This window comes from Streptomyces sp. NPDC059679, from assembly GCF_042734105.1.
GTDB lineage: Bacteria > Actinomycetota > Actinomycetes > Streptomycetales > Streptomycetaceae > Streptomyces.
The window spans coordinates 32,310-45,439 of record NZ_JBHWES010000087.1; the positions used below are offsets into that span (position 1 = coordinate 32,310).

Consider the following 13,130-nt stretch of genomic DNA (forward strand, 5'->3'; position numbering starts at 1 on the left):
TCGGTCCCGGCCTCAGTCGTCTTCGCTGTCGCCGAAGTCCGGGCGGACGCCGCGGGCCGCCTGGATCTCGTCGTTGGAGGTGCCGGCCGCGACCATCGGCCAGACCATGGCGTCCTCGTGGACGATGAAGTCCACGACCACCGGCCGGTCGTTGATCGAGTTGGCCTTCTCGATGACGGCGTCGAGGTCGGACGGGTCCTCGCAGCGGATGCCGATGCAGCCCATGGCCTCGGCGAGCTTGACGAAGTCGGGGACGCGGGTGCCGGAGCTGGTCTGGGCGGGGGCGTCCGGGCCCGAGTGCAGCACGGTGTTGGAGTAGCGCTGGTTGTAGAACAGCGTCTGCCACTGGCGGACCATGCCCAGCGCGCCGTTGTTGATGATCGCGACCTTGACCGGGATGTTGTTCAGCGCGCAGGTGGCCAGCTCCTGGTTGGTCATCTGGAAGCAGCCGTCACCGTCGATCGCCCAGACCGTACGGTCCGCGGCGCCGGCCTTGGCGCCCATCGCGGCCGGGACGGCGTAGCCCATGGTCCCGGCGCCGCCGGAGTTCAGCCAGGTCGCCGGCTTCTCGTAGTCGATGAAGTGGGCGGCCCACATCTGGTGCTGGCCGACGCCCGCGGCGAAGATCGTGTCCTCCGGGGCCAGCTGGCCGATCCGCTGGATGACCTGCTGCGGGGACAGGCTGCCGTCCGCGGGCTGCTCGTACCCCAGCGGGTAGGTCTCCCGCCAGCGGTTCAGGTCCTCCCACCAGCCGGAGTAGTCGCCGGTGTGGCCCGCGTCGTGCTCGGCCTGGACGGCGACGACCAGGTCCGCGATGACCTCGCGGGCGTCGCCGACGATCGGCACGTCCGCGGCGCGGTTCTTGCCGATCTCGGCCGGGTCGATATCGGCATGGACCACCTTGGCGTTGGGGGCGAAGGTGTCGAGCTTGCCGGTGACGCGGTCGTCGAAGCGCGCACCGAGGGCGACGATCAGATCGGCCTTCTGCAGGGCGGTGACGGCGGCGACGGTGCCGTGCATACCCGGCATGCCCAGGTGCTGGCGGTGGGTGTCGGGGAAGGCACCCAGCGCCATGAGGGTGGTGGTGACGGGCGCGCCGGTCAGCTCGGCCAGCACCTTCAGCTCGGCGGTGGCGCGGGCCTTGATGACGCCGCCGCCCACGTACAGCACCGGGCGCTCGGCCTGGGTGATCAGACGGGCGGCCTCGCGGATCTGCTTCGCGTGCGGCTTGGTGACCGGGCGGTAGCCGGGCAGATCGGTCTGCGGTGGCCAGGAGAAGGTGGTCTGCGCCTGCAGCAGGTCCTTGGGGATGTCGACCAGGACCGGGCCGGGGCGGCCGGTGGAGGCGATGTGGAACGCCTCGGCGATCGCCCGGGGGATGTCCTCGGCCCTGGTGACCAGGAAGTTGTGCTTGGTGATCGGCATGGTGATGCCGCAGATGTCCGCCTCCTGGAAGGCGTCCGTACCGATGGCCTTGGAGGCCACCTGGCCGGTGATCGCGACGATGGGGACCGAGTCCATATGCGCGTCGGCGATCGGGGTGACCAGGTTGGTGGCGCCGGGACCCGAGGTGGCCATGCAGACGCCGACCTTGCCGGTGGCCTGGGCGTAGCCGGTGGCGGCGTGGCCCGCGCCCTGCTCATGGCGGACGAGCACGTGGCGGACCTTGGTGGAGTCCATCATCGGGTCGTAGGCGGGGAGGATCGTGCCGCCGGGGATGCCGAAGACGGTGTCGACACCGACCTCTTCGAGCGAGCGGATAAGGGACTGCGCGCCCGTGACGTGCTCGACGGGGGCGGGATGGGAACCGCCGTTTCGGGGCCGCGGCTGGGGATGGTGGGCCCCGGTGGCCTGCTCGGTCATCGGCATTCTCTTCTCGGATGAGGGTCTGTGCGGGGAGTGGGAGAGCGGTACGACATGTGCCAGTGCAACAAAAAACCCCTCGTGCCGTAAGGCAAGCGAGGGGAGCGCGCCGGAGAGGTCCGCAGGGCTTAGGAGGTGGCCCTGCTCAGCCGACGCGCTTTCCAAGTACGAGAATTCGGGTGCGCATGGCTCCGACCCTCCCCCCGGCGCGTATCAGGTGTCAAGTGGGTGGGACGGGCGTCTCATTATTTGAGCGGGACGGCGGATGAGTGTGGGACTCCGCCCGCCGCGGCCCGTGCCCCGCGCCATGCCCGGCGCCGTGTCCCGCCGGGTGCGCCGCGCCGTGTGCGGAGATATGACCGAGGTGCCGGGTCGGCAGCGGGCCCCCCACCAGTACGGGGCTTTCCGCCAGCACGGGGCTCTCCGAGCGCGTCACGGGGTACGAGCCGCGGTTGAGCGCGCGGCGCAGCCGGTGCTCGTCGAGCGGCCCGGAGAAGGCCGTCCCCTGGGCGTGGGTGCACCCCATGGCCCGCAGGGCGACGATCTGCTCGGGCAGATCGACCCCCTCCGCGAGGGACTGCATGCCCAGGTCGCCGGCGATCCGCAGCATCCCCGAGGTGATCTTGTGCAGCCGGGAGGACTCGACGACGCCCTCGACCAGCCCCCGGTCCAGTTTGAGCATGTCGATGGGGAGCCTGCGCAGCGCCCGGATCGCGGCATATCCGCTGCCGAAGCCGTCGAGGGCGATACGGACGCCCAGCCGCCGTAGCGCGCTCAGCCGGTGCTCCAGCTCGTCGAGCGGCACCCTCGGATCGCTGTCGGTCAGCTCCAGGATCAGCGCGCCGGAGGGCAGGCCATGGCGGGCCAGCAGGGTCTCGACGCTCTTCGGCGGCATGGACTTGTCCACCAGGCGGCTCGAGGGAAGCCGTACGCACACCGGGACCGGGAATCCGTCGCGGCGGCGCTCCGCGGCCTGCTCGACGGCCGCCTCCAGCGTCCAGCGGGCCAGCTCGGCGGTCCGGGCCGCGTCCTCGCCGCCGCCCCGGCCCCCGTCGCGCGCACTGTCGCGTCCGCTGTCCCGACCACTGTCGGCGACCCGCAGGAACTCGGCCGGGGTGAACAGGATGCCCTGCGCCGAACGCCAGCGGGGCTGGGCGGCGACGGCGGTGATCCGGCCGCCGCCGAGCTCGACGACGGGCTGGTGCAGCAGGACGAACTCGCCGTCGTGCAGGGCGGTGCGCAGCCTGGTGGCGAACTCGGCGCGGCGCGTCACATCGGCCTGCATCTGCGGCGCGTACAGCTCGACCCGGTTCTTGCCCGCGGCCTTGGCGCGGTACATCGCCAGGTCGGCGTTGCGCATCAGCTCTCCGGGGCCGATGCCGGGCTCGGCGAAGGCGACGCCGATGCTGGCGGCCACCCGGACCTCGGTGCCGCCCACGACCTGGTAGGGCTGGGAGAGCCGGGCGCGCAGCCGGTCGGCGATCTCCAGGATGCGGCATTCGCGGGCGGCGGGATCCCGGTCGCCGTCGCCGAGGATCAGCGCGGCGAACTCGTCGCCGCCGAGCCGGGCCGCGCAGTCGCCGGACCCGGAGCGCACGGACTCCTGGAGCCGGCGGGCCGCCTGGACCAGCAGTTCGTCGCCCGCCTGGTGGCCGACGGTGTCATTGACGGCCTTGAAGCCGTCGAGGTCGATGAAGAGCACGGCGGTGCCCGCGTCGGTGCGCCGCCGCCCGGCCAGCGCATGGCGGACCTGCTTGGTGAACAGGGAGCGGTTGGGCAGGTCGGTGAGCGGGTCGTGCTCGGCGCTGTGCTGGAGCTGGGCCTGCAAACGGACCCGCTCGGTGACGTCCCGGCTGTTGAAGATGAGGCCGCCGTGGTGGCGGTTGATCGTCGACTCCACATTGAGCCAGTCGCCGGAGCCGGAGCGGAAGCGGCACTCGATGCGCGTAGTGGGCTCCTCCCCCGGCGAGGCGGCCAGAAAGCGGCGGACCTCGTGGACGACCGAGCCCAGGTCCTCGGGGTGGATGAGGGAGGCCAGCTCGGAGCCGACCAGCTCGTCCGCGTCGCGGCCGTAGACCCCGGAGGCGGCCGGGCTGACGTAGCGCAGGATGCCGGTGGGCGCAGCGATCATGATGACGTCGCTGGAGCTCTGCACCAGGGAGCGGAAGTGGTTCTCCTTCTCCGCGAGCTCCTGGGTGAGCGTGATGTTGTCCAGCAGCATGATGGCCTGGCGGACGACGAGGGCGAGCACGACCGCGCAGGCGGTGAAGAGCATCACCCCGTCGATCGGTCGGCCGTCCATCACGTTGTAGAGGATCCCCAGGGTGCAGACAGCGGCGGCCAAATACGGCGCGAGGGCGGCGAGCGAGCCCGCGCTTGCGCGGCTCGGCTGCGCCGGGCGACGGATCGCGGCGGCGGGCGGGGCCTGAGCGGCCTCGCGCCGGGCCACCCAGGGGGCGTACGCGAGCAGTATGGAGCCCGCGAACCACCCGGCGTCAAGGATCTGTCCGGAGCGGTAGTGCTCGCGCAGCAGCGGCGAGGTGAACAGCGCATCGCACAGCACGGTCAGCGCGAAGGCGGCGATCGCGGTGTTGATCGCGGAGCGGTTGGCCGAGGAGCGCCGGAAGTGCACCGCGACGACCATGCTGATCAGCACGATGTCCAGCAGCGGATACGCCAGCGAGAAGGCCCTGCGCGCGACGGGCTCGCCGCCCCCGCCGAACTGGGCGACGTGCGCGAGCGCCAGGCTCCAGGACAGGGTCAGCAGCGAACCGGCGATCAGCCAGGCGTCCAGGGCCAGACAGATCCACCCGGCGCGGGTCACCGGACGCTTGGCGAGCACCAGCATGCCGACGATGGCGGGCGGGGCGAAGAGCAGGAAACAGAAGTCGGCGGCCGAGGGGCTGGGCACGGGACGGCCGAGCACCACCTCGTACCAGCCCCATACGCCGTTGCCCAGGGCGGCCATGAAGGAGGACGCCGCGAACAGCAGCCAGGCGGGGCGCAGCCGCCCGGAGCGCGCGCGCCCGTACCACAGGCAGGACACGGCGGCGGCCAGGGCGGCGGCGCTCAGGCCGAAGTCACCCATGAACAGGGCCAGTTCGGGGGAGCCCCAGCCGAGCGCCGCACCCGCCGCGTACGCGCCGCACACAAGGGCGAGCAGGACCTGGGGCAGCAGACCCGCCCCGCCGCCGGACACCGACGGCCGGGCGAGCACCGCTCCGGTGGCGCTCACCGGACGGCCTTCGAATGCCGCGCGGAAACGCGGGAAGCTAGCAATCGACGCCTGAGTCGCGTCGGGTCGTCGGTCCATCGGCCATACATCGCCCGTCGCCCCCCTCGAGTTCCGGTCCATCGCTGACGCCGTCAGGTCAGTGGCGCAGCCCCCGCTCGGGACGATACACCAGACTGGTCACTCAGGGACATAGGCCATCTACACACCGTAACCGACAACGGCGTTGTTTATACGGAGTGCAGTCATACCGTGTCTGTATGTGGTGCCACGGGCATTTCATCCGGTCGTTGTGACGATATGACTGAGCGGTTCACCGGCCGCGAATCGGCGCAGCTGGTCGCGCAGCAGCCGCTTCGCGCGGGGCAGGAAGGCCGACGACGGACCGCCCACGTGCGGGGTGATGAGTACTCCTGGAGCGTGCCACAGCGGATGCCCGGCGGGCAGCGGTTCGGGGTCGGTCACATCCAGCGCGGCCCGCAGCCGGCCCGTCTCCAACTCCGCGAGCAGCGCCTCGGTGTCGACCACCGGACCGCGCGCGACGTTCACCAGCAGCGCGCCGTCCTTCATCCGGGCCAGGAAGTCTGCCCCGGCCAGGCCGCGAGTGGCAGGGGTGAGCGGCGTGACGAGCACCACCACATCGGCTTCCGGAAGCAGTCGGGACAAATCGTCGATCGGGTGCACCGGACCGCGCTCGGTCGTGCGCGGGGAGCGCGCGACGCGTAGCACCCGCTCGCACTCAAAGGGCACAAGCCGGTCCTCGATCGCGCTGCCGATGGATCCGTAGCCCACGATCAGCACGGACTTGTCCGCGAGCGCGGGACGGAAGCCCTGCTTCCACTGCCCGGCGTCCTGGGCGCGCACAAAGCCGGGGATGCCGCGCAGCGAGGCGAGGATCAGGGTCAGGGCCAGCTCGGCGGTGCTCGCGTCGTGCACCCCGCGCGCGTTGCACAGCCGTACGCCGGGGGGCAGCTCCGCGATCGCGGGCTGCACATGGTCTATGCCGGCGGTGAGGGTCTGCACGACGCTCAGGTTCTTCATGGCCGGCAGCGGCCGCACGCCCTCCTTGTTCTTCATGTACGGCAGGCAATAGAACGCGCAGCGGGCGGGGTCGGTGGGGTAGTCGGACTCGCCGTCCCACTGGGCGTATTCCAACCCGTCGGGGAGTCCGTCGATCTCGTCCGCGGGGAAGGGCAGCCACGCGAGGGGGCGCGAGGCGGCGGACAGCGGGTCGGACAGCGGGCTGTCGAGGTGCGGCTTGTCGGGGTTGTCGCTGTGATCTGCGCTCATGCCTGGAGGCTATTGGATCAGGGGACGCACTCAGACGTTAGTTTGGTGCGGGAAACGGGAGGGGTCAGGCCAGGTGGAGCGCAGGAGAATCGGAGCGGGGGCGCTCGAGGTGGGCGCGATAGGCCTCGGGTGCATGCCCATGAGCTGGGCGTACACCGCTTCGCAGCGTAACGGCGAGGACTCGGTGCGCGCCGTGCACGCCGCGCTCGACGCGGGCGCGAGCCTGCTGGACACCGCCGACATGTACGGGCCGTTCACCAACGAGCGGCTGGTGGGACGAGTGCTCAAGGAGCGGCGCAGGGACGCCTTCGTGTCCACCAAGTGCGGGCTGTTGGTGGGCGAGACACACATCGTGGCCAACGGCCGCCCCGGCTATGTGAAGCGGGCCTGCGACGCCTCGCTGCGCCGGCTGCAGACCGACGTCATCGACCTCTACCAGCTGCACCGGACCGACCCGGAGGTGCCGATAGAGGAGACCTGGGGCGCGATGGCGGAGCTGGTCGCGGCGGGGAAGGTACGGGCGCTGGGGCTGTGCGCGCTGGGCGCGCGGGCGCAGCGGCGGGCCGGGGCCGGGATGCACGACGCCACAGTGCGCCAGCTGGAGCGGGTGCAGCAGGTCTTTCCGATCAGCTGCGTGCAGGCGGAGCTGTCGGTGTGGTCGCCAGAGGCGCTGGAGGCGCTGGTGCCGTGGTGCGCCTCGCACGGGGTCGGGTTCCTGGCCGCGATGCCGCTGGGGAACGGCTTCCTGAGCGGGACGCTGACGCCGGGGCAGGGTTTCGAGCCGGACGACGTACGGGCCAGACATCCGCGCTTCACGGCGGAGATGATGGCGGCGAACCAGCCGATCGTGGCCGGGCTGCGCCGGGTGGCGCGGCGGCACGGGGACTCGGTCACGGCGGCGCAGGTCGCGCTGGCGTGGCTGCTGGGGCAGGGGCGGCATGTGGTGCCGGTGCCGGGCACCAAGCGGGAGCGGTGGGCGGCGGAGAACTGCGCGGCGGCCGAACTGCGGCTGACGGACGATGACTTCGCGGAGATAGCGGCGCTGCCCCCGGCGCAGGGGTCGTGGGACTAGGGCCTGTCGTCAAAGGGGGCGTCCGGCCGCGAGCGGCGTCTGGCGCAGGGGGCACCTCCCAGCGGTAGCTGGGGGAGGATCGCAAGGCGGAGCATCGTCCTCGTACTGGGCGTACTCGGGCGGTGCGACAACGCAGCGAGGCGCCGTGCCAGGCGTCGGGAGCAGGGCGCCCCCTTTGACGACAGGCCCTAGCGGTGGTGTGCGGGAACCGGCGGCGGGGCTGCGGTGTATAAGAATCAGTGCCGTGCCGAGGCACATGTGCCCACGGAGAGGAACCGAAGGTGCGACGTCCTGGTGTGACCCCTGTGCTCGCCTCCGCTGCCGCGTTGCTGCTCGCGGCGGGCTGCTCGTCCGGTGATGGCGGGGAGGGCCCCGTCTTCGGGGGCCGCACAAGCGCGTCCGGCCCCTCGAAATCCGGGTCCGGCGGCGACTCCCCGCCCTCGGGGCAGCCTTCCTCGTCCCCCTCTTCCGCACCGGCCGCCCCCAGCAAGGGCACGGCGAAGGTGGTCCGCACGCTCACCACCAAGCTGGACTCACCGTGGGGGCTGGCCCCGCTGCCCGATGGAAATCTGCTGGTCGCCTCGCGCGACACGGGCAAGATCTTCAAGGTCGACGGGTCCAGCGGGCAGAAGACGGAGGTGGGCTCGGTCCCGGGCGTCCGCCCCGGCGGCGAGGGAGGGCTGCTCGGCCTGGCGGTCTCCCCCGACTACGGGGCGAATCCGATGGTGTACGCGTACTTCACCACCTCGTCGGACAACCGCATCGCCCGCATGTCCTACGACGACAAGCGCCCCGCCGGCGCCCAGCTCGGCGCTCCGGACACGATCCTCAAGGGCATCCCCAAGGGCGCGATTCACAACGGCGGCCGGATCGCCTTCGGCCCCGACAAGATGCTCTATGCGGGCACGGGCGAGAGCGGCGACCGCGGGCTCGCCCAGGACCAGGACTCGCTCGGGGGCAAGATTCTGCGGATGACCCCGGAGGGCGAGCCGGCCCATGGCAATCCCCAGGCCGACTCGGTGGTGTATTCCTACGGCCACCGCAATGTGCAGGGCCTGGCCTGGGACGTGGACAAGCGGCTGTGGGCCTCCGAGTTCGGGCAGGACACCTGGGACGAGCTCAATCTGATCCAGCCCGGCAAGAACTACGGCTGGCCCGAGACCGAGGGCAAGGCCGGCAAGGAGGGGTTCGTCGATCCGGTCGAGCAGTGGAAGCCGAAGGACGCCTCGCCCAGCGGTATCGCATACGCCAAGGGCTCGATCTGGATGGCGGGGTTGCGCGGGGAGCGGCTGTGGCGCATCCCCCTGGACGGCACCCGGCCCGCGGGGAAGCCACAGTCGTTCTTGGACGGGAAGTACGGGCGGCTGCGGTCGGTGGTGGCGACGGACGACGGCGGGCTGTGGGTGACGACGAGCAATACGGACGGGCGCGGGAAACCGGGGAAGGAGGACGACCGGATTCTGAAGCTGGAGATCTCCTGACGGGATGATCCGTGACAGGAAGGTCCGCTGGGTGGAAGGTCACACAACGGGCCCGGGGGGATCAGCGGGGCAGCGCTTAGACTGGCGGGAGTCGTTTGCCCCTGGGGGTCGCCGTGTTCAACATCATCGAGGAACTGTTCTCGCCGGGCCGTAGGAACACCGAAGAAGAGCGCAACCGGCTCGAGTTGACCGTGGACGACGTGGGCAACGGCGACAACCCGTGGAAGGGGCCGATCGACCTGGAGTCCGGCCAGGTGGTCATCCGTCCCCGCCAGGGCTGAGCCCGGTCGAAGCTCAGCCGCCACGCCCACGGCGCGCGCCCTCGGGAGCGGGTCGGCGCCCTTCGGCTCAGCGTGCGGCCGCCTCGTCCGCCAGACCGTCCACCAGCCTCAACCGGTGTGCCACCGCCGCCGCCTCGCCACGGCCCGAGACCTCCAGCTTGGCCAGGATGTTGGAGACATGCACGCTGGCCGTCTTCGGCGAGATGAACAGCTCCTCGGCGATCTGGCGGTTGCTGCGTCCCAGGGCCACCAGCCGCAGCACATCGCGCTCGCGAGGGGTGAGCCCAAGGGCCTCGGCTGGGTCGGTGGGCTCGGCGGCGGGGTCCGGCCGGCTGGTCGCGGTCGCGGGGAGGGCGGCGAGCGGGGCGGATATGGAGCCGGAACTGGGGCCGGCGCCGGATCTGGAACCGGAGCCGGGGTTGGGACCGGAGCCAGAGTTGGAACCGGGTCCTGGGTTGGAACCGGGGCCGGGGGGCAGCGGGAGCCGGGCGCGGCGGGCCAGCAGCTCGATCCCCTCACGCAGCGGGCGCGCCTCCAGTCGGGCCGCCGCGATGTGCGCCGCCGCCAGCGGCTCGGCGACCCGCTCGCGGGCCGCGCCTGAGCTCAGCAGCGCCTCCGCCCAGCGGAAGCGGGCCCGGGCCAGCGGGTGCGGGCGGTCCAGCCGCTGGAAGGCGGTCACGGCGTCCGCCCAGCGGTCGGCGTCGTCGTGGCCCTCGGCGCGCGCCAGTTCGGCGTTCAGCAGCAGGCCGTAGGCCCGCCACACCGGCACCGGCTGCGCCACCCGCTTGGCGGCCGCCCGGATCCGGGCCAGCGCCTCGGCCCGGCCGGGCTCGGCGGCGGGCAGCCCGCGGGCGTCCGCCTCGGCCGCGGCGGCGGCCGCCAGCAGCGGCCAGGTGTAGCGCTGCATACCGATGCGGAGGCTGTCCCCCAAGGTCTGGTCGAGAAGCCGGCGGACCTCCAGGATCCGGCCGCGGGCCGCCGCGAGTTGGAGGAAGAGGTGGGTCAGCGGAATGGAGAACTGCGGCTCGGGGATGAGGTCCTCCTGCTGCTCCCGGGCCACCGCCAGCTCGCGCTCCGCGGTGTCCCAGTCGCCCCGGGCCAGCGCCAGCCGGGCGAAGCGGTTCAGCGCGATACGGCACGTCTTGTTGCCGATCGCCAGGCGCCGGGTGGTGACCGCGGCCTCCTCCGCCTCGGCCCAGCGGCCCAGCGACAGCAGCGACTCGGCCATGTTCCCGAACACCCACGCCAGGGAGTCCGGCAGCCCGAAGCGGTCCAGTATCCGCACGCCCTTCTCGGCGACCTCGACCGCCTCGGCCGACCGGCCGAGCCCTTCGAGCCCGGAGGTCAGATTGACGAAGCAGCGCCCCACGATGCTCACATCGCCCATCTCGATGGCGGCCTCACAGACCTCCCGCATCTCGGCGAGGCCGCCCTCGATGTCCCCGGACTCGGCCTTGAAGTAGCCCAGCGTCAGCCGGGCGTGGAGCTCGGTGCTCCGGGCGCCGACCAGCCGGGCCAGCTCCACGGCCCGCTCGGCCACCGCGAAGCCGTCCGGCCCGTGCTTGCGGACCATGCTCCAGCCCGCCGCCTGCGCCAGCACGTCGGCGTGCACGGCGGACGGCGGCAGTCCGCGCACCAGCTCCTCGGCCCGGCCGAGCTCGGCCCAGCCGTCGCCGCGCCCCAAAGACCCCACCAGTTTGGACTTCTGGGTCCAGAACCACGCGGCCCGCAGCGGGTCCTGGCTCTCGTCCAGCTTGCGCAGCGCCCGGTTGGTGACGGTCAGCGCCCGCTCCCGCTGCCCGGACCTGTGCGCCGCCACCACGAGCGCGGCCAGCAGATCCAGATGGTGCAGCGCCTCGTCCTCGCAGCTGCACGCCGGGTACGCCTCGGCGTAGTCGAGGGGGCGCTGCGTCTGGCGGATCTCGTCGGAGACGTCCTCCCACAGCTCCATGGCGCGCTCCAGCAGCCGCAGCTGCTCGGCGTGTGCGTACCGCCGGCGGGCCTCGACGGAGGCCCGCAGCACGGCGGGCAGGGCCTTGGCCGGGTCATGGGCGTGGTACCAGTAGCTGGCCAGCCGGGCGGCACGCTCATCGGCCCGTACCAGCGCGGGCTCGGCCTCCAGCGCCTCCGCGTAACGCCGGTTGATCCGGGAGCGCTCGCCGGGCAGCAGATCGTCGGCCACCGCCTCGCGGACGAGGGCGTGGCGGAAGCCGTAGCCGCTGTCGTCACCCGAGGGCCGCAGGATATTGGCGCCGACGGCGGCGCGCAGCGCGTCGATGAGGTCGTCCTCGCCGAGCCGGACGGCCGCGCGCAGCAGTTCGTACTCGACGGTGGAGCCGCCCTCGGCGAGGATGCGCACCACCTGCTGGGCCTCCTCGGGCAGCGCCTCGACCCGCACCAGCAGCAGATCGCGCAGCGATTCGCTGAGCCCCGTGGCGCAGCCCTCGCTGATGCTGCGGGCGATCTCCTCGACGAAGAAGGCGTTTCCGTCGCTGCGCTCGAAGATGCGGTCGACCAGCGCCCGGTCGGGCCGGGCGCCGTAGATCCCGGCTATCTGGGCGCGGACTTCGGAGCGGTTGAAACGGGGCAGCTCGATACGGCGCACCGCCCGCATCCGGTCGATCTCGGCGAGGAAGGGGCGCAGCGGATGGCGGCGGTGGATGTCATCGGAGCGGTAGGTGGCGACGACCAGCAGCCGGGCGCTGATCAGGGAGCGGAAGAGATAGCCGAGCAGTTCGCGGGTGGAGCGGTCGGCCCAGTGCAGGTCCTCGATCACGACGACCAGCGTCCGGTCGGCGGCCAGCCGCTCCAGCAGCCGGACGGTGAGCTCGAAGAGCCGGGCGCGGCTGTCCTCCTCGCGCGATTCGCGGGCCGTCTCGCCCAGTTCGGGCAGCAGCCGGGCCAGCTCGCCCTCCTGCCCGGCGACGGCCCGGTCCAGTTCGTCCCCCAGCTTGCGGCGCAGCGAGCGCAGCACGGTGGACACGGGGGCGAACGGCAGGCCGTCCACGCCGATTTCCACACATCCGCCGACCGCGGCCGTGGCCCCGGCGGCTGTGGCCGCGATCAGGAACTCGTCCACGAGCCGGCTCTTGCCGACCCCCGCCTCCCCTCCGACGAGCAACACCTGCGGCTCGCCCGCGGCGGCGCGGGCGAGCGCGTCGGTGAGGGTGGACAGTTCCTCGGCGCGGCCGACGAACACCGGGCTGACTGAGGTGTGGTGCACGCCGTCGAGGATCGCATAGGGGTCCGACAGCGGGGTAAGGGTTTGAGCTGCGCCTTGCGCCACAGTCGCGGCCGCGACTGTGGCGCCCATGGCAGTGGCGGCCACGACGTGAGCGAAATCACGAACCCCCGCGATATCACGAACCCCCACAGCGCGCGGGACCCCTGCCGTACGCGGCACCTCCGCGGTGCGCGGCACCCCCGCCGTACGCGGTACGGGCAGCACGGCGCGCGGCCCGGCCGTCAGGCCACGGTGCCGTACGCCCGCGGCGTACGGCGGCCGCCGTCCTGCCGGTCCACGGTCCTCACCCGCCTCCCGGGTTCATCGGCGGCGGACCGGCCCCTGCCCTCGCGCCGGGCCTGGCGGGCCAGCCGGTACGCGGCGGCCTCGCGCAGCGCCTCTGCCTCGCGGACCTTGAACAGCTCGTGGTGGAACATCGTGTTCTCCTCAATGACGTCTGTGACGTCGGTGACGTAGCTGACCTCGGTGACGGATTCCCGTATGTGACGGGGTCTTCAGCACCCCTCCACCTTCGTCCGCAAGGGGGGTCCACCGCATCGGGAGAGTGCCCGATCTTCGCCCGTGCCGGGGCCTTAGTACTCCAGCCGGACTTCTCCATTCCTGCTGGTCAGCGGCCTGGGGGTGGGGAGTGTAGCGGGGTGGGAGCGGGTGTGGGGTGGTCTTTGCG

8 protein-coding genes are annotated in these 13,130 nt (G+C 72.1%); 3 read left to right on the forward strand and 5 right to left on the reverse strand.

What is annotated here, in order from left to right:
• Positions 1 to 12: 12 nt before the first annotated feature.
• From ACFV2X_RS49280 to ACFV2X_RS49290, 3 genes are all read right to left on the reverse strand, one after another.
• A complete protein-coding gene (locus ACFV2X_RS49280) occupies positions 13 to 1,869 on the reverse strand; it encodes an acetolactate synthase large subunit (RefSeq protein WP_385629393.1) in 1,857 nt (618 codons plus the stop codon).
• Positions 1,870 to 2,083: 214 nt separating this feature from the next.
• Positions 2,084 to 5,098 (reverse strand): putative bifunctional diguanylate cyclase/phosphodiesterase, encoded by a 3,015-nt coding sequence (locus ACFV2X_RS49285; protein WP_385629395.1) that lies wholly within the window; start codon positions 5,096 to 5,098, stop codon positions 2,084 to 2,086.
• 276 nt (positions 5,099 to 5,374) lie between these two features.
• Positions 5,375 to 6,385: a 2-hydroxyacid dehydrogenase gene (locus ACFV2X_RS49290; protein ID WP_385629398.1), complete on the reverse strand. Its 1,011-nt coding sequence runs from the start codon at positions 6,383 to 6,385 to the stop codon at positions 5,375 to 5,377.
• Positions 6,386 to 6,458: 73 nt separating this feature from the next.
• Here ACFV2X_RS49290 and ACFV2X_RS49295 point away from each other — a divergent pair, with 73 nt between their 5' ends.
• The 3 genes from ACFV2X_RS49295 to ACFV2X_RS49305 all read left to right on the forward strand — a co-directional run bounded on the left by ACFV2X_RS49295 (position 6,459) and on the right by ACFV2X_RS49305 (position 9,219).
• Positions 6,459 to 7,457, forward strand: coding sequence for an aldo/keto reductase (locus ACFV2X_RS49295; protein WP_385629399.1), 999 nt, complete (start codon positions 6,459 to 6,461; stop codon positions 7,455 to 7,457).
• A 281-nt stretch (positions 7,458 to 7,738) separates the two neighbouring features.
• Positions 7,739 to 8,938 (forward strand): PQQ-dependent sugar dehydrogenase, encoded by a 1,200-nt coding sequence (locus ACFV2X_RS49300; protein ID WP_385629402.1) that lies wholly within the window; start codon positions 7,739 to 7,741, stop codon positions 8,936 to 8,938.
• A 95-nt stretch (positions 8,939 to 9,033) separates the two neighbouring features.
• Positions 9,034 to 9,219 carry a DUF6191 domain-containing protein gene (locus ACFV2X_RS49305; RefSeq protein ID WP_385629404.1) on the forward strand — a complete coding sequence of 62 codons (186 nt, stop codon included), beginning with the start codon at positions 9,034 to 9,036 and terminating at the stop codon, positions 9,217 to 9,219.
• A gap of 67 nt (positions 9,220 to 9,286) precedes the next feature.
• Here the strand turns inward: ACFV2X_RS49305 and ACFV2X_RS49310 are convergent, their stop codons facing one another.
• A complete protein-coding gene (locus ACFV2X_RS49310) occupies positions 9,287 to 12,442 on the reverse strand; it encodes an AAA family ATPase (protein WP_385629407.1) in 3,156 nt (1,051 codons plus the stop codon).
• Positions 12,443 to 12,684: 242 nt separating this feature from the next.
• Entirely contained in the window at positions 12,685 to 12,879 is a 195-nt protein-coding gene (locus ACFV2X_RS49315; protein WP_385629410.1) for a hypothetical protein, read from the reverse strand.
• Between the last annotated feature and the right edge of the window lie 251 nt (positions 12,880 to 13,130).

What these genes read in the sequence shown, in the direction of transcription:
- ACFV2X_RS49290 (WP_385629398.1), bottom strand. Translation starts at nt 6,385, where the DNA reads ATGAGCGCAGATCACAGCGACAACCCCGACAAGCCGCACCTCGACAGC.
- ACFV2X_RS49315 (WP_385629410.1), bottom strand. Translation starts at nt 12,879, where the DNA reads ATGTTCCACCACGAGCTGTTCAAGGTCCGCGAGGCAGAGGCGCTGCGC.
- ACFV2X_RS49280 (WP_385629393.1), bottom strand. Translation starts at nt 1,869, where the DNA reads ATGCCGATGACCGAGCAGGCCACCGGGGCCCACCATCCCCAGCCGCGG.